The sequence below is a fragment of the Arthrobacter globiformis genome, assembly GCF_046536215.2.
Lineage (GTDB): Bacteria > Actinomycetota > Actinomycetes > Actinomycetales > Micrococcaceae > Arthrobacter > Arthrobacter globiformis_E.
In genome coordinates, this window is sequence record NZ_CM143421.1 from 3,183,844 (window position 1) to 3,202,424 (window position 18,581).

Genomic DNA, 18,581 nt, shown 5'->3' on the forward strand with positions numbered 1-18,581 from the left:
AAACCGCCGAGGATTGCGACGCGAACATTTGCTTCTACTGCGCCGGCCCGGAAACGGACTGAGCATGGGCCAGGCCGGGCACTTCCCCCAAGCCAATCCATTGAGCCAGTCCATTGAGCGGGTCCATTGAGTCAGGCCATTGACCGCGGATTCTTCTGGAACAAGACTTTCAGTGGGCCAGCAGCCCGCCACCGTCGACCAGGAGGAGCCAGCGATGACCACGCAGGAAACCGAGGCAGAGACGCCCTACCGGGCCGGCAGGGAGTGGTTTAAGAGTGCGGTGGTGTACCAGATCTATCCGCGCAGCTTCGCTGACTCGGACGGCGACGGCATCGGTGACCTGCGCGGGATCATCGGCAAGCTGGACTACCTGCAGAAGCTGGGGGTCGACGTCGTCTGGCTGTCCCCGGTGTACCGCTCACCGCAGGATGACAACGGCTACGACATCAGCGACTACCGCGACATCGACCCGGTGTTCGGCGAGCTGGAAACCCTCGACGAACTGCTGGACGGCCTGCACTCGCGGGACATGAAGCTGGTGATGGACCTCGTGGTGAACCACACCTCGGACGAGCACCCGTGGTTCGTGGAATCCCGTTCCAGCAAGGACAACCCCAAGCGGGACTGGTACTGGTGGCGGCCGCCGCGTGAGGGCGCTGAGCCCGGAACGCCTGAGCCCGGAACACCGGGCGCAGAACCCAACAACTGGGGCTCAGCCTTCTCGGGCCCGGCCTGGGAATACGACGCGGAGACAGGTGAGTACTACCTGCACCTGTTCTCCCGCAAGCAGCCGGACCTCAACTGGGAAAACACCGAGGTGCGGGCCGCCGTGTACGACATGATGAACTGGTGGCTGGACCGCGGCGTGGACGGCTTTCGGATGGACGTCATCAACTTCATCTCCAAACAGCAGTCGCTGCCCGACGGTCCGCAGGCCGAAGGCATGCTCTACGGCGACGGCGGCCCGCACTTCATCTGCGGCCCGCGCATCCACGAGTTCCTGCAGGAGATGCACGAGGAAGTCTTCGCGGGCCGGGACAAGGACCTGCTGACCGTGGGCGAGATGCCGGGCGTCACCGTCGGGGACGCGGCGCTGTTCACGGATCCCGCCCGCCGCGAGGTGGACATGGTGTTCCAGTTCGAGCACGTGGCGCTGGACCAGGAGGGCGGCAACAAGTGGCGGCCCAAGAAGCTGCTGCTCACCGACCTGAAGAAGTCCCTGGGGCGCTGGCAGGAAGGGCTCGCGGAACGCGGCTGGAACAGCCTCTACTGGGGAAACCATGACCAGGCCCGTGCCGTTTCACGGTTCGGCGATGACGGCCGGTACCGGGAACTGTCGGCGAAGATGCTGGCCGCTGTCCTGCACCTGCACCGCGGCACGCCGTACGTTTACCAGGGCGAAGAGCTGGGCATGACCAACATGGCGTTCGGCGCCATCAGCGACTACCGCGACATCGAAGTCCTCAACCACCACCGCGAAGCCACCACGCACCTGGGCCACACCGACGCCGAGGTCCTCGCCGCCCTGGCGCCGTTGAACCGGGACAACGCCCGTACACCCGTGCAGTGGGACGCCAGCCGGCATGGCGGCTTCACCACCGGGGCGCCCTGGATCGCCGTGAACCCGAACGCCAACACCATCAACGCCGCCGCCCAGGTTGACGACCCCGGGTCCGTCTTCAGCTTCTACCGCAAGGTCATCGCCCTCCGGCACTCGGACCCCGTGGTCGCCTACGGTGACTTCGGCATGCTGCTGCCCGACGACGAACACGTCTACGCGTTCACACGCTCCCTTCCGGAGGCGGAACTGCTGGTGCTGGCCAACTTTTCGGGGACCGGCCGGACGGCCGCGCTCGACGGCGGTACCTGGGTCGGGGGAACGCCGGACCTGGTGCTGGGCAACTATCCGCCCGACACGGACACCGGCGCCGACGCCGGCGAACGCCAGCCGTTCGCCCTGCGCCCGTGGGAGGTGAAAGTGTTTCGCCGCAGCCTGCAGTAGGGGCCCGGCCGGGCCGGCAGGGGATCTCTGAAGTCAGGGTGCCAGCCGGTCACCGGGCCGGTGGACCCGGAACCAGCGGTAGCCGTACCGTCCCAGCTCAACGGTGAACCCGCCGTCGGCCTCCAACGGAACGTTCCCGCCGTCGAACAGGTCCAGCAGGATCGCGTCCCGGAACGCCCGTGGCGGGCTGTCCCCGGACCCGACGTTCGCGGCAACCTTGACCGGCGCGTCGCCGAAGTTGTGCAGCAGCACCACGGTGGCCTCCGACGAGCTGCAGCGGTGCGCAAACACGGCCGGCTCGGGCTGTTCGAGGACGGCGAACTCGCCCCAGCCCAGCTCCGGCGATTCGCGGTACCGCTGGATCAGGGTGGCCATGAAGTTCCAGAGTGACTCCGGATCCCGTTTGGCGCCGGCCGCGTTGACCTTCTCCGGGCCGTACTCGCCGCGGGGCAGCGGGACCACCAGATCGGACACCTTGGCACTGGAGAAGCCGCCGTTCTTTTCGTCGTTCCACTGCATGGGCGTGCGGACGGCGGCGCGGCCCTTCTGCCGCAGGTCCTCGCCCATGCCGATCTCCTCGCCGTAGAAGAGCACCGGCGTGCCCGGCAGCGAGAACATCAGCGAGTAGACCATCCGGATCCGGTCGGCATCGCCGTCCAGCATCGGCGGCAACCGGCGCCGCAGCCCCCTGCCGTAGAGCTGCATGTTCTTGTCCGGTCCGAACGCGGCGAACACCTCCTCGCGTTCGCCGTCGCTGAGCTTGTCCAGCGTGAGCTCGTCATGGTTGCGCACGAACATCGCCCAGTGGTTGTCGGGATGGAGCCGCGGACGCGTCTTCAGCGTTTCGGCCAGCGGCCGGGCGTCCTGCCTGGCGAGCGACAGGTAGATGTGCTGCATGGACATGAAGTCGAACTGCATGTTCAGCTCGTTGCCTTCGGCGCCGCCGAAATACTCCAGCTGGTCCTTGTACGGCAGGTTCACCTCGCCCAGCAGCACCGCGCCGCCGTTGCGCCGGTTGACGAAGCTGCGCAGGGCGCTGAGGTAGTCGTGCGGGTTGATGTTGGCGGCCTCGTCCTTGGGCGCGCCGCGGGTCTCCAGGAAAAACGGCACGGCATCCAGCCGGAAGCCGTCCAGCCCGAGCTCCAGCCAGAGGCCCATGGCCTTGGCGATCTCGTTGCGGACCTTGGGGTTGGTGACGTTGAGGTCCGGCTGGTGCTCCATGAACATGTGCAGGTACCACTCGCCGGTGGCGTCATCCTGGGTCCAGATGGAGGTCTGCTCGCCCGGGAACACCACCTCGGAGGACGTGTCCGGCGGCGGATCGCTGCGCCAGACGTAGTAGTCCCGGTACGGGTTGTCCACGGATTTGCGGGCCTCCACGAACCAGGGGTGCTGGTTGGAGGTGTGGTTGACCACGAAGTCCGCGATCACCCGGATGCCGCGGTCCTTCGCGGTGCGGATGAACTCCACAAAGTCGCCCAGCGTGCCCAGCCGGCGGTCGACGTCGAAAAAGTCGGTCACGTCGTAGCCGTCGTCCCGGTCCGGTGACGGATAGAAGGGCATGAGCCAGATGCAGTTCACGCCCAGCGCGGCCAGGTAGTCCACACGCTGGGTCAGGCCGCTGAAGTCCCCGGTGCCGTCGCCGTCGTGGTCAAAGAACGTCTCCACGTCCAGGCAGTAGACGACCGCGGTTTTCCACCACAGGTCCGATGTCTCCGCGATGTTCATGCCACGGGCACCTTCCGCAGCTGCGGCAGGACGCTGTCCGCGAAGGCGTCGATGAACGGCGCCTGCTCCTGCCCCACGAAGTGGAGGTACAGCTCGTCGAAGCCAAGGTCCAGGTACTCGCCCAGCCACTGCACGTGGCGGTCCAGACTGGCGGAGATGTTCACCGACTTCCGGACCTGGGCTTCCCCGACGTCGGTGCTGACGCCGTCGAAGTGCGCCGCCGTCGGCAGGTCCCAGGGGATGGGCGGGGCGAAGACGTTCGAACGCCACTGGTCCAGGGCAATGGCGACCGCGTCCTCCTCCTGGGGAGCCCAGGACAGGTGGATCTGCAGCACGGCCTTCCCCTTGCCGCCCCCGGCCCGGTACGCCGCCAGCATTTCGGTGAGTTTTTCGGCCGGCTGGTTCACCGTGACGAGGCCGTCAGCCCACCCGGCGGCGCGGCGGGCCGTCTCCACGCTGATGGCCGGCGCAATCAGCGGCGGCGGGGGCTCGGGCACATCCCAGATCCGGGCCTGCTCCACGGTGACGAGGCCGTGGTGGGTCACCTCCTCGCCCGCGTGCAGCCGGCGGATGACATCCACGCACTCCTCCAGCCGCTGCTGCCGGGTTTCCTTCAGAGGCCAGGGATCGCCGGTGACGTGCTCGTTCATGTTCTCGCCGCTGCCCGGCGCCATCCAGAACCGGCCGGGAAACATGGATGCCAGGGTGGCCGAGGCGTGGCCGATGATGGCCGGGTGGTACCGCTGGCCCGGCGCGGTGACCACGCCGAAGCGCAGGCCGGTGGTGGCCAGGGCAGCCCCGAGCCAGGACCACGCGAAGCCCGAGTGCCCCTGCCGCGCCGACCACGGTTCGATGTGGTCCGAGCACATGGCGGCGTCGAAGCCCGCCTCCTCGGCGAGCCGGACGTCCTTCAGGAGCTGGCCGGGGCTGATCTGTTCATGCGATGCGTGGAAACCGATAGCTGCCATCGTTGAACGTCTACCGGCGGGCGGGGGCCGTGTCGAGGGCGGCGTGTTCGGGGGGGTGGCCCTGCGGAGGCGCGCCGGGCCATGGGGGTGGCGTCCGGCAGGGTCCCGGGCAAGAATGGGGCCTATGCAGCTGCCGGTCATGCCCCCTGTCGCCCCCATGCTGGCCAAGTCGGTCGGTGCCATCCCCGAAGGCCGCCTGAGCTACGAGCCGAAGTGGGACGGATTCCGCTCCATCATCTTCCGCGACGGCGACGACGTGGAGATCGGCAGCCGCAACGAGAAACCGATGACGCGCTACTTCCCGGAGCTCGTGGAGGCACTGAAGGCCAACCTGCCGCCCAAATGCGTGATCGACGGCGAGATCGTCCTGGTGGGCGCGTCCGGGGACCGGCTGGACTTCGACGCCCTGCAGCAGCGGATCCACCCCGCGGCCAGCAGGGTCAAGATGCTCTCCGAACAGACGCCGGCCAAGTTCGTGGCCTTCGACCTGCTGGCCCTCGGAGACGAGGATTTCAGCGGCCGTCCCTTCGCCGAGCGGCGGGCGGCCCTGGAGCGGGCCTTCGCCTCCGCCGGCGCCCCGGTCCATCTGACCGCCGCCACGCAGGACCCGGAACTGGCCGGAAAGTGGTTCCACCAGTTCGAGGGCGCCGGTCTGGACGGGATCATTGCCAAGCCGCTGGACGGTCCGTACCAGCCGGACAAGCGCGTGATGTTCAAGATCAAGCACGAACGGACCGCCGACTGCGTCCTGGCCGGCTACCGCGTCCACAAGAGCGGCCCTGACGCGATCGGCTCGCTGCTGCTGGGCCTGTACAAGCCCGGCGGTGAACTCGCCAGCGTGGGCGTCGTTGGCGCGTTCCCGATGAAGCGGCGCAAGGAGCTTTTCGAGGAACTCCAGCCCTTGGTGACCAGTTTCGAGGAGCACCCGTGGGCCTGGGCCAAGCAGGAGGAAGGCAACCGCACACCCCGCAACGCGGAGGGCAGCCGGTGGAGCGCGGGCAAGGACCTGTCCTTCACGCCGCTGCGGCCGGAACGGGTGCTGGAAGTGAAGTACGACCACATGGAGGGCGAGCGGTTCCGTCACACTGCCCAGTTCGTTCGCTGGCGGCCGGACCGTGACCCGGAGTCCTGCACCTACGAACAGCTCGATGAGCCGGTGAAGTTCGACCTCGCCGAGGTGCTCGCCACCTGAGGGGCGGCCCGCCGTCGTGACCTTCTTTCAAACTAAATTTCCCCAAAACGGCGCGACCCGCCGTGCTGTGACCCGGTTCGGGGGGCAAACCGGGTCACGACGGCGGGACGCACCGTGTTGAGCTACTTAAGGCCGAGCTCCCTGGTGGGAACCTTGAAGGTCTCCTTGGCCGTGAGGGCCGAGACGGCGGCGATAACGCAGATGACCGCGGTGAAGATGCTGATCTGCACCCAGCCGCCGGGCTTGATGCCGCCCATGGCCGCGACGATGGCCGGGGCGAAGCCGGCCATGAGGAAGCCAAGCTGCGTGCCGATGGCCAGGCCGGAGAACCGAACCTTGGTGCTGAACATCTCGGCGTAGAAGGACGGCCAGACGGCGTTCGCGGCTGCGTAGCCGCAGGAGAAGAAGGCGATGGCGGCCAGGAACATCAGCGGCACGTTGCCGGACTCGAGGCTCAGCAGGAACAGCGGGGCCAGGGCCGCGCTGGACAGGGCACCGTAGATGTAGACCGGCTTCCGGCCGATCCGGTCGGCCAGCTTGCCGAAGAGCGGCTGGGTGCCCAGGGCGACGAGGTTGGCGCCGACCACGAGCCAGAGGGTGATGGTGCCGTCCACGCCGGCGACGGTCTTGGCGTAGCTGATGGCGAGGGTCCCGAACACGGTGGAGACGGCGGCAATGAAGGCGCAGCAGATGACGCGGAGGACATCGCGCCAGTGGGCCTTGAGCAGGTCGGCGACGGGGAGCTTGGCGATCTGGGCCGACTTCTGGGCTGCCTCGAAGGCCGGCGGCTCGTGCAGGGAACGGCGGATGAAGAACGCGATCATGACAACCACGGCGCTGAGCCAGAAGGGGACCCGCCAGCCGATGCCGTACTTGATCTCATCGGGCAGGGCGAGGACCGGAATGAAGACGAGCGCGGCCAGGATCTGGCCTCCCTGCGTGCCGGTCAGGGTCCACGAGGTGAAGAAGGAGCGCTGGTTGTCCGGAGCGTGCTCCAGGGTCATGGAGGATGCGCCGGCCTGTTCACCGGCAGCCGAGAGGCCCTGGCAGAGGCGGGCCAGCACCAGCAGCGCCGGAGCCCACCAGCCCACGGTGTTGAAGTCCGGCAGGCAGCCGATCAGGAAGGTGGAGGCACCCATGAGGACCAGGGTGAACATCAGGACCTTGCGCCGGCCCACCCGGTCACCGAAGTGGCCCAGGATGACGGCGCCGACGGGCCGTGCGATGTAAGCGAAACCAAACGTCGCGAAGGACATGATGGCGGCATTGGCGTCCGCGTCAGGGAAAAACACGTGCGGGAAGATCAGGGCGGCTGCCGAGCCGAAGATAAAGAAGTCGTAATACTCGACGGCGCTGCCGAGGAAGCTGGCAAGGGCTGCCTTCTTCGGTGTCCCGGCCGGGGCAACAGTGCCCGGCGCGGCGGACGGGATGGTCTGGCTCATGGTGTTCCTTCAGGGGGACGACGTTGTCGCGGGATAAATCGGGGGATCGCGGGCCGCCGTCCGGGTGGGGGAGGGGCGGTTGGGGGTCCCTGGGGAGACCCGGAGCTCAGTAGCCACATGGTGAGAGCTACCTGTGCGATACAGCAATGATGGCTGTGAGGACAGTCACCTGTCAAGAAACCTGCTCACGATCTAGAAATAGCTCTCACATTGTGGCAACATCGAGCTATGAGTGTGAAGGAAGCCACAGGCGAAGACGCCTCCCCAGAGACCCCCGCTGACCCAGCAGCCCCTGCTGAAGCAGTAGCCCCCGAAGTCGCAAAGCCCGCCAAGGGGGAGTCCCGCACCGACATGGTGGGCAAGGCCCTGGGCCTGCTGGTGCTGCTGGGGGATGAGCCCCGCGGCGCCAGCGCTGCGGAGATCTCGCGCCGCGCGGACTTGCCCTTCAGCACCACCTACCGGCTCCTCGGCTCGCTCACCCGCGACGGTTTTGTGGACTACGAGCCGGATGGCCGCCGCTATCACCTGGGCCTCCGCATCTTCCAGCTGGGCCAGGCGGTCTCCAACCACCACGGTTTCGCCGGCACCGCGCTGCCTGTCCTGCGCAAGGTTACTGAGCAGACGGGCGAGGCCACCATCCTGTCTGTCCGGGACGGCATCCACCACCTCACCGTGAACAAGGTGGACGGTCCGCAGACTTTCCGTGTGACCAGTGACCCCGGCTTTCTCGGTGCGCTCCACACCACCTCGGTCGGCAAGGCGCTCGTGGCGTTCGCTGAGGATGAGGACCGGGAAAGGCTGCTGGAGGAGCTTCCGCTGGAGCCGCTGACCAGCCTGTCCATCACCGACCGGGACGCCTTCCGCGCCGAAATCGAGAAAGTCCGGCGGCAGGGCTACGCGGTGATGGATGAGGAAAATGAGCTCGGCATGCGGGCCATTGCCGTGCCGGTCTTCAACTCCCAGGGCATTGCCTTTGCCTCCCTGGCCACGGCCGCTCCGGTTTTCCGGCTCAGTATGGAGGCGATGGAAGCGCTGGTCCCCCTCCTGCAGGCCGCCGCCGTCGAGCTTTCCGCCCGTCTGCCCCAGCGCTGAACCGTTCGGAAAATGCGATCCGAAACTTTTTTGTTCGCATCTAGAACAAGAGTGCAGCATGTGAACTTTTCCTGTACCGTTATCCATATCACCCGGCCAGCACGCGACGCAGCAGACGCCCGCACCCGCCGAGTGCCGTTGTCAAAGGAGCCGCACGCATGAGCAATCGAACCGAGTCCTACCTCATAGGACTTATCGGGGATGGCGTGATGCCGTCGCTCTCGCCCTACATGCACGAACGCGAAGGCGACGTCCAGGGCGTCCGCTACCTGTACCGGCCCATCGACCTCCACGAGCTCGACCTGCCGGCCGCCGCCGTAGGCGACCTGCTGCAGAGCGCCTACCGGATGGGGTACAACGGCCTCAACATCACGCACCCGTGCAAGCAGCTGGTCCTCGAGCACCTCGACGAGATCGCCCCCGACGCCGAACGCCTGGGCGCCGCCAACACCGTGGTCATCCAGGACGGCCGGTTCATCGGCCACAACACAGACTTCTCCGGCTTTGCCGCCGCCCTCGCCTCCGGACTTCCAGATGCCAGGCTGGGCCGCGTGGTGCAGCTGGGAGCGGGCGGTGCCGGATCCGCCGTCGCCTACGCCCTCCTCACCGCCGGCGTGCAGACGCTGGAACTGGTGGACATGGATCCGGCGCGCTGCGCCGAACGTGCCGCCGAACTGGCCGGCTTCTTCCCGGACCGCACCGTCACCGCACGCACGACGGCGGAGCTGCCGCAGCTGATGCCCGCCGCCGACGGTCTGGTGCACTGCACCCCCGTGGGCATGGCCGCCCACCCCGGCACCCCGCTGGACATGGCGCTCGTCGAGCCCCGGCACTGGGTGGCGGACATCGTCTACCGCCCCATCGAAACCGAGCTGGTCCGCGAATCGCGGGCCAAGGGCTGCCAGGTGCTCGACGGCGGACGCATGGCCGTGGGCCAGGCCGCCGACGCGTTCCGGATCTTTACGGGGCTCGAGCCCGACGCCGAACGGATGCGCGCCCACTTCCTCGAGCTCATCGCGGCCGAAGAGGTGGCCGTCTGATGCGCACCGGAATCGCCACCGTCTGCCTCTCCGGCACGCTGAAGGAGAAGATGCAGGCCTGCGCCATCGCGGGTTTCGACGGCATCGAGATCTTCGAGCAGGACCTGGTCACCTCGTCGCTCAGCCCCGAGGACGTCCGCAAGATGGCCGCCGACCTGGGCCTCACGCTGGACCTCTACCAGCCCTTCCGCGACTTCGACAGCGTGACCGAGGACCTGCTCGCGGCCAACCTCCGCCGGGCCGAGGCCAAGTTCCGGCTCATGTCCCGGCTGGGCATGGACACCATCCTGGTCTGCACCAACGTCGCCACCGCCACCATCGACGACGACGACCTCCGCGCTGCGCAGCTCTCCGCCCTGGCTGACCTCGCCGGCGAGCACGGCGTCAAGGTCGCCTACGAGGCCCTCGCCTGGGGCAAGTACGTCAACGACTACGAGCACGCCCACCGGCTCGTGGAGACGGTGGACCACCCCAACCTCGGCACCTGCCTGGACTCCTTCCACATCCTGTCCCGGGACTGGGACACCGCGCCCATCGAGAACATCAACGCGGACAAGATCTTCTTCGTGCAGGTGGCCGACGCCCCCAAGCTCTCCATGGATGTGCTCTCCTGGAGCCGGCACTACCGCGTCTTCCCGGGCGAGGGCCAGTTCGAGCTCGCCAAGTTCATGGGCCACGTGGTCCGCGCCGGCTACACAGGCCCGGTGTCGCTGGAGGTCTTCAACGACGTCTTCCGCCAGTCCGACGTCGAACGCACCGCCGTCGACGCCATGCGCTCGCTGATCTGGCTGGAGGAGCAGAGCGCCAAGTGGCTGGACGCTGCCTCCGCTGGCACTGCCGGTGCCGCCGGCACCCAAGCCTCTGCCCGCCGTCGTTATCCGATGGAACTGGCCACCCTTCCGCAGGTGGCGGAACCCGCCGGCTTCAACTTCGCCGAGGTCAAGGCCGCGGACACCGGGGTGCTCGAAAAGGTGCTCGGCCAGCTCGGCTTCGAGTTCAACGGCCGCCACCGCACCAAGGACGTCCAGCTCTGGACCATGGGCCACGCCCGGGTGATCATCAACGAACAGGCCCCCGAAGCCGCCGAGCCCGCCATCGCCGCGCTGGGGTTCGACGTCGACTCCCCGGTGATTGCCTCGGCCCGCGCCCAGCAGCTCAAGGCCCCCGTGGTTCCGCGCAAGAGCCAGGCCAACGAGGAAGTCTTCCAGGGCTTCGCCGCCCCCGACTCCACCGAGATCTTCCTGTGCCAGGGCAACCCCGACGGGACGGCGGCCTGGACGCGCGAATTCGGTGAGGGGCTCGAGGTGCCCTTCGGCGCCCGGACCGCGGTGATCGACCACGTGAACCTGGCCCAGCCGTGGCAGCACTTCGACGAGGCTGTCCTTTTCTACACGAGCGCGCTGGCGCTGGAGCCGCAGCCGTACGCCGAGGTGGCCAGCCCCAGCGGCCTGGTCCGGTCGCAGGTCATGCAGACTTCGGACCGGGACGTGCGCCTGGTGCTGAACCTGGCCCCGGTCATCCAGCAGGACGGCGCGGAGTCCGGGACGGCGCCGCGGAAGACCTACCAGGAGCACATCGCCTTCGCGGTGGATGACCTGGTGGCCACGGCCCGCGCAGCCCGCGACCGGGGACTGGCCTTCCTGCAGATCCCGGAGAACTACTACGAGGACCTGGACGCCCGCTTCGACCTCGACCCGGGTTTCCTGGCCACGCTCCGGGACCTCAACCTGCTGTACGACCGCGACGCCGACGGAGAATTCCTGCACTTCTACACCGCCACGGTGGGCAGCGTGTTCTTCGAAATGGTGGAACGCCGCGGCAGCTACGACGGCTACGGGGCGCCCAACGCGCCGGTGCGCCACGCCGTCCAGTACGACCACCTGCACCGCCTGACCCAAACCAACCGCTGATTGCCCAACCGCTGATTGCCCAACCACAGATTGAAAGGAGGCTGCTGTGCCTGAAGACGTGAATCTCGCAACGTACAACGCCGACGCGCTGACCGAGGACCTGTCGGACGCAGTACCCGCAACCCCGGCCGCCCCGACGGCCGCTCCGGCAGGGAAGCCGCGCGTGGAAACCCAGCAGGATCTCACCGCGGAGATCAAGTCCCTCGGAGACGCCTACGCCCGGGCGCTGAAGGACGGTGCGGCGCCGGAAACCCAGCCGCGCCTGGACTTCCCGCCCTACCGCAGCAGCCTCCTGCGCCACCCCACCAAGAGCCTGCACCACGCTGACCCGGAAACCATCGAGCTGTACTCCCCGGCGTTCGGCCACCAGGACGTCCACGAGCTGGAAGCGGACCTGACCATCCAGCACAACGGCGAGCCGCTGGGCGAGCGGATCATCGTCCAGGGCAAGGTGCTCGACGGCGACGGCCGCCCGGTTGCCGGCCAGCTGGTGGAGATCTGGCAGGCCAACTCCTCCGGCCGCTACATCCACAAGCGCGACCAGCACCCCGCGCCGCTGGACCCCAACTTCACCGGCGTGGGCCGCTGCATCACCGGCCCGGACGGCTCCTACCGCTTCGTCACCATCAAGCCCGGCGCCTACCCGTGGAAGAACCACCTCAACGCCTGGCGCCCCGCGCACATCCACTTCTCGCTGTTCGGCACCGAGTTCACGCAGCGCATCGTCACGCAGATGTACTTCCCCGGCGACCAGCTCTTCCCGCTGGACCCGATCTACCAGTCGATCGTGGACCAGGACGCCCGCGACCGCCTCGTGGCCACCTACGACCACGAGCTGACCCAGCCGGAATGGGCGCTGGGCTACAACTGGGACATCGTCCTGACGGGTTCCAAGCGGACCTGGACCGAGAACGAGGCGCTGGGCGCGGAAGGCGACGACCATGAGTAACTCCACCAAGCTTGTTCCCACTCCGGGCCAGACCGTGGGCCCGTTCTACGGCTACGCACTGCCCTACAACAAGGACCGCGAGCTGCTGGCCCCCGGATCCGCCGGCTCCATCCGCCTCCAGGGCACCGTCTACGACGGCGCCGGGCACCCGATTCCGGACGCCATCCTGGAGATCTGGCAGCCGGACGCCGAGGGCAACATCGTGCACCGGACCGGCTCGCTGGTCCGCGACGGCTACACCTTCACCGGCTTCGGCCGCAGCGCCGTGGGCAACACCGGCGTCTACACCTTCACCACAGTGAACCCGGGGCCCACCGAGCCCGGCGCCGCGGCCTTCATCTCCGTCGCGGTCTTTGCCCGCGGCCTGATGAACCGCCTCTTCACCCGCGTCTACCTGCCGGAGAACCAGGAAGCACTGGCGAAGGACCCGCTGCTGTCCTCGCTGGACCCCGAGCGCCGCAAGACGCTGATCGCGCGCCGCGACGCCGACGGCGGGCTCACGTGGGACATCCGCCTGCAGGGCGAGGGCGAAACCGTCTTCCTCGACTTCGAGGGAACCGGCACCGGGGGCGCCGCAAAGTGACCGGCTTCCAGGCAGCGGGCCCCGGCGGGGTTGGCGACTTTGGCCTGCTCAGTCCCGTGTCGGCGTCGCCTCTGGTGGCGGCCCTGACCGGTGACCGGGCCGTCCTCGCGGCGATTCTCGCCGTCGAGGCCGGCTGGGCTGCGGTGCTGGAGCACCATGACCTCGCTCCCGCCGGTTCCGCTGCCGTGGTGGCCCACGCCGCCGACGCCTCCCGGTACGCTCTTGCCGATATCGCCCGCCGTGCGCAGGGAGGCGGGAACCCCGTGATCCCGCTGCTGGCCGACCTTCGCACCCAGGTCAAAGCGCTGGATACTTCCGGCGCTGGTGTCGGCGCTGCGAAGGCCGTGCATACATCGCTGACCAGCCAGGACGTGCTGGACACCGCACTGATGCTGGTGGCCCGCAATACCGTTGAGGCGCTGATCGCCGACGTGAAAGGCACTACGGCGGCGCTCGCCCGGCTCGCGGAACGGCATGCGGACACGCTGTGCGTCGGCAGGAGCCTGACCCAGCATTCGCTGCCGTTCACGTTCGGGCTGAGGGCCGCGCAGTGGTTCCATGGCCTGGCGGCCGCGGCACGCCGGCTCGGTGCACTGGAGCTGCCCGTGCAGTTCGGCGGCGCGGCCGGCACGCTCGCTGCCGGGACTGTGCTGACCTCCAGTTCCACCACTGACCCCTTTACACTCGCGGACTCGTTGGCAGCCCAGCTGGGACTCGCCGCCGCACCTGCACCGTGGCACACCAACCGGCTCGCGGTGACCTCGCTCGGTGACGCCGTTGCCTCCGTGGTGGACGCGCTTGGCAAGATCGCCGCGGACGTCCTGTTCCTGAGCCGTCCCGAGGTGGCCGAGGTGGCCGAACCCCGCGCGCCGGGCCGCGGAGTTTCCTCCGCGATGCCGCAGAAGCAGAACCCCGTGCTGTCCGTGCTGGTTCGCAGCGCGGCCCTGCAGGCCCCCGGCCTGGCGGCCCAGCTGCATCTTGCCGCGGCCACCTTCAACGACGAACGCCCCGACGGTGCGTGGCACACCGAATGGCCGGCCCTGCGCCAGCTGCTCGCGTTGGCCCTTGGTGCCGCCGGCCATGTGCGGGAACTCGCGGATGGCCTGCAGGTCTTCCCCGACGGCATGCGGCGGAACCTTGACCTGTCCGGGCCGCTGCTGCTCAGCGAGGGTGTTTCCGCCGCAGTGGCACCGCTTCTTCCCGCCGGGGAAGCCGGCGCTGCGGGATCCAACGGGGACGGAAAGCAGCAGCTGCAGGCCGTCGTCGACAAGACGCTGCAGGCGCCGCCGGCCGAACAGGCCGCCACGTACCGCCGGCTGCTGCGCGAGGCCGTCCCCGGGGACAGGCTCTCCGACGCACAGCTCGAGGAGCTGCTCAACCCCGCCAGCTACCTCGGCCAGGCAACCGAGATTTCGCGGCGGATCCTGGCAGCTTTCCCGGATTTTGCGCTTACTTCAACCGAACCCGACCGAAACGGAGATTCCCGTGGCTAAACCAGCAGTGAAGGCAGTGCTGCTTTCCCCCCAGCGCGCCTTGGGGGACAAACCGCTCCTGATCGTCGGGCCGTCGCTCGGCACCTCCTCGGTGCTGTGGACCCAGTCCGGCTCGCTCCTGGGCAACGATTACGACGTCGTCGCCTGGGACCTGCCCGGCCACGGCGTCTCTGCCCCGGCCGCTGAAACGTTCAGCGTCGCCGATCTGGCGGACGCCGTCGTCGAGCTTGTTGACTCGATCGCCCCCGGCGAGAAGTTCCACTACGCCGGCGTGTCCCTGGGCGGGGCCACCGGCCTGCAGCTGGGCATCAAGCATGGCCACCGGCTCAAGAGCCTCTCCGTGCAGTGCTCCGGTGCCAAGATCGGCACCCCCGAGGGCTGGCTGGAACGCGCCGAGACCGTGCGCGCCCAGGGTACGCCGGTGATGATCCAGGGCTCGGCCGAACGCTGGTTTGCCCCCGGATTCATGGACCGCGAACCCGAAGTCAGCAGCCGCCTCCTGCACTCCCTGCGCGACGCCGACCGCTTCAGCTACGCGTTCTGCTGCGAGGCCCTGGCCGGCTTCGACGTGCGCGACCAGCTCGGCAGCATCAGCGTCCCCACGCAGGCCGTGGCCGGCGCTCACGATGCTGTTGCGCCGCCGTCGTTCGCCGAAGAGGTGGCCGCCGGCATCACCGCCGGCGGCGGCACCGCGTCCGCAGTCACGCTCGAGGGCGTGGGGCACCTGGCACCCGCCGAGGCGCCGGCCCACGTGGCCGAACTGATGCGGAGCCTCATTTCCTGGACCGAAACCCGCGGAGGAGCGAAATGACCACGTTTGAAGGAGCCAGGGCCGAAGCTATCGGCACCGAAACGGCCGGCACCGAGCGCAACGGTGTGGTCCAGCCGGACGCCACCAGCCAGGAGATTTACGACGGCGGCATGGTGGTCCGGCGCGAAGTGCTCGGCGACGCGCACGTGGACCGGGCCAATGCCAAGAAGGACGCCTTCACCGAGGACTTCCAGGACATGATCACCCGCATTGCATGGGGCGGCATCTGGACCCGTCCGGGCCTGCCGCGCCAGATGCGCTCCGCCGTCACCATCACCGCCATGGTGGCGCACGGGCACTGGGAGGAACTGGCCATGCACATCCGCGCGGCCATCACCAACGGCCTGAGCAGGGACGAGATCAAGGAGATCCTGCTGCAGACTGCCATCTACTGCGGAGTCCCCTCCGCCAACACCGCCTTCAAGACGGCCCAGCAGGTGTTCCATGCAATGGACAACGCAGCCACGGACGGCGCCGCAACGGACACCCCGCACTAGCAAACCCGCACTAAGCACCCCGCACCCGCAGCCCCGGGCCCACCAACACCCCCACCCCACCCAACTAGGTAGCAGCACAGGGCGTTCCCAGCCCTCAGAACCCCCTGAAGTGCTACCTAGTTGGGCCAGAACATTCGAGGAATTCATGAACCAGGCTTTTGTTTACGACGCTGTACGCACGCCGTTCGGGAAGTTCGGCTCCGGCCTTGCCGGTGTTCGGCCGGATGACCTTGCCGCCCATGTGATCGGCGAGTCCGTGCGCCGGGCTCCCGGCTTGGACGTGGAGCGCATCGACGAGGTGGTGTTCGGCAACGCCAACGGCGCCGGCGAGGAGAACCGCAACATCGCCCGGATGGGCACGCTGCTGGCAGGTCTTCCCGTTTCGATCCCGGGCACCACCGTCAACCGGCTGTGTGGTTCGTCGCTGGACGCGGCGATCATTGCCTCCCGGCAGATCAACGCCGGCGACGCCGACCTGGTCCTGGTGGGCGGTGCGGAGTCGATGAGCCGGGCGCCGTGGGTGCTGCCGAAGACGGAGAAGCCGTACCCGGCCGGGGACATGACCCTGGCGTCCACCACGTTGGGCTGGCGCCTGGTGAACAAGGCGATGCCGAAGGAGTGGACCATCTCCCTGGGCGAGGCCACCGAGCGGTTGCGTGAGAAGTACGGGGTGACCCGGGCGCAGCAGGACGAGTTCGCCGCGAACTCGCACAACCTGTCGGCCGCGGCGTGGGACGAGGGGTTCTACGACAACCTGGTGGCCCCGGTTCCGGGCACGGACCTGGTCCGTGATGAGAGCATCCGGCCGGGTTCTTCGGCGGAGAAGCTGGCCGGCTTGAAGACTGTGTTCCGTGCCGAGGCTGCAGACGCCGCGTCCGGTGCTACGAAGGGTGGCACGGTCACGGCCGGGAACGCCTCGCCACTGTCCGATGGTGCGTCCGCGGCGTGGATCGGGTCCGAGAACGCGTCCTCGATCCTGGGCCTGGAGCCGCTGGCCCGGATCGCCGGCCGCGGCGCGCACGGCAACGACCCGCAGTTCTTCGGCTTCGCCCCGGTGGAGGCGGCGAACAAGGCCCTCGCGAAGGCGGGCATCGGCTGGGACCAGGTGGGCGCCGTCGAACTTAACGAGGCGTTCGCCGCCCAGTCCCTGGCGTGCATCAATGCCTGGGGCATCGACCCCACGATCGTGAACCGCCACGGCGGCGCGATAGCGATGGGCCACCCGCTCGGCGCGTCCGGGACCCGGATCCTGGGCACCCTGGCCCGGTCCCTGCAGGCCTCAGGCCAGCGCTGGGGTGTCGCGGCGATCTGCATCGGCGTCGGCCAGGGCCTGGCCGTCGTGCTGGAAAACGTAACCGCTACTTCCTCTGCTAACGGAAAGGCATAGGCGATGCTGAACTTCATCGACACGGTCGGCGAGGCCGTCTCAGCCGTCAAGGACGGCTCCACCGTGATGATCGGCGGGTTCGGCAACGCCGGGCAGCCGTTCGAACTGATCGACGCGCTGCTTGAGTCCGGCGCCACCGACCTGACCGTGGTGAACAACAACGCCGGCCAGGGCGACCAGGGCCTCGCGCTGCTGATCAAGGAGGGCCGGGTCCGGAAGATGATCTGCTCGTTCCCGCGGCAGTCCGACTCTTGGCACTTCGACGCGAAGTACAAGGCCGGGGAGATCGAACTCGAGCTCGTGCCGCAGGGCAACCTGGCCGAGCGGATCCGCGCCGCGGGTGCCGGGATTGGCGGGTTCTTCACGCCCACGGGGTACGGCACCATGCTGGCCGAGGGTAAGGAAACCAGGATCATCGACGGCCGCGGCCAGGTGTTCGAGACCCCGATCCACGCCGACGTGGCGCTGATCAAGGCGTTGAAGGCCGACGGCGTGGGGAACCTGGTCTACCGCAAGACTGCCCGGAACTTCGGCCCGATCATGGCCGCCGCCGCCAAGCACACGATCGTGCAGGTGTCCGAGATCGTGCCCACGGGTGCGCTGGACCCGGAAAACATCGTGACCCCCGGCATTTACGTCAACAGCATCGTCCGCGTGCCGACCGCCGCCGGCAGCGACTTGAAGGAACAGGTGGCCTGAGATGAGCCTTGTAGAAACGTCCATCCGGACGTCCGAAACCCCGCTGGGCCGCGACGACCTCGCCCGGCTCGTCGCCCGCGACATCGCCCCAGGTTCCTTCGTGAACCTGGGCATCGGCCAGCCCACCCTGGTCTCGAACTACCTCAAGCCCGAGCAGAACATCACGCTCCACACCGAGAACGGCATGCTCGGCATGGGCCCGGTGGCCACTGGCGACCAGATCGATGAGGACCTCATCAACGCCGGGAAGATCCCCGTCACCGAACTCCCGGGCGCGTCCTACTTCCACCACGCCGACTCGTTCGCGATCATGCGCGGCGGGCACCTGGACATCTGCGTCCTCGGCGCGTTCCAGGTCTCCGCGACCGGTGACCTCGCCAACTGGCACACCGGGGCACCCGACGCGATCCCCGCCGTGGGCGGCGCGATGGACCTCGCCACCGGCGCCAAGGACGTGTTCGTGATGATGACCCTTCTGACCCGCGAAGGCGCCTCCAAGATCGTGGAAGCCTGCACCTACCCGCTCACCGGTGTGGGCTGCGTGACCCGCGTGTACACCGACAAGGCCGTCTTCCTCACCGGCCCGGACGGCGTCCGCGTCCGCGAGACCTTCGGCTGCACCCTCGAAGAACTCCAGGCACTGGTGCCCGTCCCGCTCACGGCAGCCCCCGCCGTCGAGCAGTAACGCTTTTTCCACAGCGCGAACTGGCAGCAAATGACCGCAAACCCAGGATTTGAGGGCATTAGCTGCCAGTTCGCGCGTGGGGGGGCGGGGCCGGAAGTGTCCG

The 18,581-nt window shown here is 68.2% G+C and carries 16 protein-coding genes; 13 read left to right on the forward strand and 3 right to left on the reverse strand.

What is annotated here, in order from left to right:
• The first annotated feature begins 214 nt into the window (after window positions 1-214).
• Window positions 215-2,002, forward strand: a complete 1,788-nt coding sequence (locus R5O87_RS14350) for a glycoside hydrolase family 13 protein (RefSeq protein WP_410556463.1) — start codon at window positions 215-217, stop codon at window positions 2,000-2,002.
• A gap of 33 nt (window positions 2,003-2,035) precedes the next feature.
• Here the strand turns inward: R5O87_RS14350 and R5O87_RS14355 are convergent, their stop codons facing one another.
• Together R5O87_RS14355 and R5O87_RS14360 are read right to left on the reverse strand one after the other, a co-directional pair.
• Window positions 2,036-3,730 carry an alpha-amylase family protein gene (locus tag R5O87_RS14355; RefSeq protein ID WP_410556462.1) on the reverse strand — a complete coding sequence of 565 codons (1,695 nt, stop codon included), beginning with the start codon at window positions 3,728-3,730 and terminating at the stop codon, window positions 2,036-2,038.
• Window positions 3,727-4,698, reverse strand: coding sequence for a TIGR03885 family FMN-dependent LLM class oxidoreductase (locus R5O87_RS14360; protein ID WP_410556461.1), 972 nt, complete (start codon window positions 4,696-4,698; stop codon window positions 3,727-3,729). Before R5O87_RS14360 ends, R5O87_RS14355 begins: the two co-directional genes overlap by 4 nt.
• Window positions 4,699-4,822: 124 nt before the next feature.
• Here R5O87_RS14360 and R5O87_RS14365 point away from each other — a divergent pair, with 124 nt between their 5' ends.
• Window positions 4,823-5,890 (forward strand): ATP-dependent DNA ligase, encoded by a 1,068-nt coding sequence (locus R5O87_RS14365; RefSeq protein WP_410558545.1) that lies wholly within the window; start codon window positions 4,823-4,825, stop codon window positions 5,888-5,890.
• Window positions 5,891-6,012: 122 nt separating this feature from the next.
• On the opposite strand, the gene R5O87_RS14370 is transcribed toward R5O87_RS14365, so the two are convergent.
• Entirely contained in the window at window positions 6,013-7,332 is a 1,320-nt protein-coding gene (locus R5O87_RS14370; RefSeq protein ID WP_410558546.1) for an MFS transporter, read from the reverse strand.
• 228 nt (window positions 7,333-7,560) lie between these two features.
• Between R5O87_RS14370 and R5O87_RS14375 the strand changes: the two genes are divergently transcribed.
• The 11 genes from R5O87_RS14375 to R5O87_RS14425 all read left to right on the forward strand — a co-directional run bounded on the left by R5O87_RS14375 (window position 7,561) and on the right by R5O87_RS14425 (window position 18,478).
• A complete protein-coding gene (locus R5O87_RS14375) occupies window positions 7,561-8,424 on the forward strand; it encodes an IclR family transcriptional regulator (protein ID WP_410558522.1) in 864 nt (287 codons plus the stop codon).
• Between the two features lie 158 nt (window positions 8,425-8,582).
• Window positions 8,583-9,464, forward strand: coding sequence for a shikimate dehydrogenase (locus R5O87_RS14380; protein WP_410558521.1), 882 nt, complete (start codon window positions 8,583-8,585; stop codon window positions 9,462-9,464).
• The gene (locus R5O87_RS14385; protein WP_410558520.1) at window positions 9,464-11,374 is read left to right on the forward strand and encodes a bifunctional sugar phosphate isomerase/epimerase/4-hydroxyphenylpyruvate dioxygenase family protein; all 1,911 of its coding nucleotides are present in this window, start codon (window positions 9,464-9,466) and stop codon (window positions 11,372-11,374) included. The genes R5O87_RS14380 and R5O87_RS14385 overlap by 1 nt, the downstream gene beginning before the upstream one ends.
• A 100-nt stretch (window positions 11,375-11,474) precedes the next feature.
• Window positions 11,475-12,323, forward strand: a complete 849-nt coding sequence (pcaH, locus tag R5O87_RS14390; RefSeq protein WP_410558524.1) for a protocatechuate 3,4-dioxygenase subunit beta — start codon at window positions 11,475-11,477, stop codon at window positions 12,321-12,323.
• Window positions 12,316-12,906, forward strand: a complete 591-nt coding sequence (pcaG, locus tag R5O87_RS14395) for a protocatechuate 3,4-dioxygenase subunit alpha (protein WP_410558519.1) — start codon at window positions 12,316-12,318, stop codon at window positions 12,904-12,906. Before pcaH ends, pcaG begins: the two co-directional genes overlap by 8 nt.
• On the forward strand, window positions 12,903-14,399 hold the full coding sequence (locus R5O87_RS14400; protein WP_410558518.1) for a lyase family protein: 1,497 nt from the start codon (window positions 12,903-12,905) through the stop codon (window positions 14,397-14,399). Before pcaG ends, R5O87_RS14400 begins: the two co-directional genes overlap by 4 nt.
• Complete coding sequence (locus tag R5O87_RS14405; protein WP_410558517.1) at window positions 14,392-15,210, forward strand: alpha/beta fold hydrolase; 819 nt, start codon at window positions 14,392-14,394, stop codon at window positions 15,208-15,210. Before R5O87_RS14400 ends, R5O87_RS14405 begins: the two co-directional genes overlap by 8 nt.
• A complete protein-coding gene (gene pcaC / locus R5O87_RS14410; RefSeq protein WP_410558516.1) occupies window positions 15,207-15,707 on the forward strand; it encodes a 4-carboxymuconolactone decarboxylase in 501 nt (166 codons plus the stop codon). Before R5O87_RS14405 ends, pcaC begins: the two co-directional genes overlap by 4 nt.
• 145 nt (window positions 15,708-15,852) lie before the next feature.
• Window positions 15,853-17,094 (forward strand): thiolase family protein, encoded by a 1,242-nt coding sequence (locus tag R5O87_RS14415; protein WP_410555331.1) that lies wholly within the window; start codon window positions 15,853-15,855, stop codon window positions 17,092-17,094.
• A 3-nt stretch (window positions 17,095-17,097) separates the two neighbouring features.
• Window positions 17,098-17,793, forward strand: coding sequence for a 3-oxoacid CoA-transferase subunit A (locus R5O87_RS14420; RefSeq protein WP_410555332.1), 696 nt, complete (start codon window positions 17,098-17,100; stop codon window positions 17,791-17,793).
• 1 nt (window position 17,794) lies between these two features.
• Window positions 17,795-18,478, forward strand: a complete 684-nt coding sequence (locus tag R5O87_RS14425; RefSeq protein WP_410555333.1) for a 3-oxoacid CoA-transferase subunit B — start codon at window positions 17,795-17,797, stop codon at window positions 18,476-18,478.
• Window positions 18,479-18,581: the final 103 nt, after the last annotated feature.

Bases quoted from the DNA above. Each gene is read 5' to 3' on its own strand.
- R5O87_RS14350 (WP_410556463.1), top strand. From the start codon at position 215: ATGACCACGCAGGAAACCGAGGCAGAGACGCCCTACCGGGCCGGCAGG.
- R5O87_RS14355 (WP_410556462.1), bottom strand. From the start codon at position 3,730: ATGAACATCGCGGAGACATCGGACCTGTGGTGGAAAACCGCGGTCGTC.
- R5O87_RS14360 (WP_410556461.1), bottom strand. From the start codon at position 4,698: ATGGCAGCTATCGGTTTCCACGCATCGCATGAACAGATCAGCCCCGGC.
- R5O87_RS14365 (WP_410558545.1), top strand. From the start codon at position 4,823: ATGCAGCTGCCGGTCATGCCCCCTGTCGCCCCCATGCTGGCCAAGTCG.
- R5O87_RS14370 (WP_410558546.1), bottom strand. From the start codon at position 7,332: ATGAGCCAGACCATCCCGTCCGCCGCGCCGGGCACTGTTGCCCCGGCC.
- R5O87_RS14375 (WP_410558522.1), top strand. From the start codon at position 7,561: ATGAGTGTGAAGGAAGCCACAGGCGAAGACGCCTCCCCAGAGACCCCC.
- R5O87_RS14380 (WP_410558521.1), top strand. From the start codon at position 8,583: ATGAGCAATCGAACCGAGTCCTACCTCATAGGACTTATCGGGGATGGC.
- R5O87_RS14385 (WP_410558520.1), top strand. From the start codon at position 9,464: ATGCGCACCGGAATCGCCACCGTCTGCCTCTCCGGCACGCTGAAGGAG.
- pcaG (WP_410558519.1), top strand. From the start codon at position 12,316: ATGAGTAACTCCACCAAGCTTGTTCCCACTCCGGGCCAGACCGTGGGC.
- pcaC (WP_410558516.1), top strand. From the start codon at position 15,207: ATGACCACGTTTGAAGGAGCCAGGGCCGAAGCTATCGGCACCGAAACG.
- R5O87_RS14415 (WP_410555331.1), top strand. From the start codon at position 15,853: ATGAACCAGGCTTTTGTTTACGACGCTGTACGCACGCCGTTCGGGAAG.
- R5O87_RS14420 (WP_410555332.1), top strand. From the start codon at position 17,098: ATGCTGAACTTCATCGACACGGTCGGCGAGGCCGTCTCAGCCGTCAAG.
- R5O87_RS14425 (WP_410555333.1), top strand. From the start codon at position 17,795: ATGAGCCTTGTAGAAACGTCCATCCGGACGTCCGAAACCCCGCTGGGC.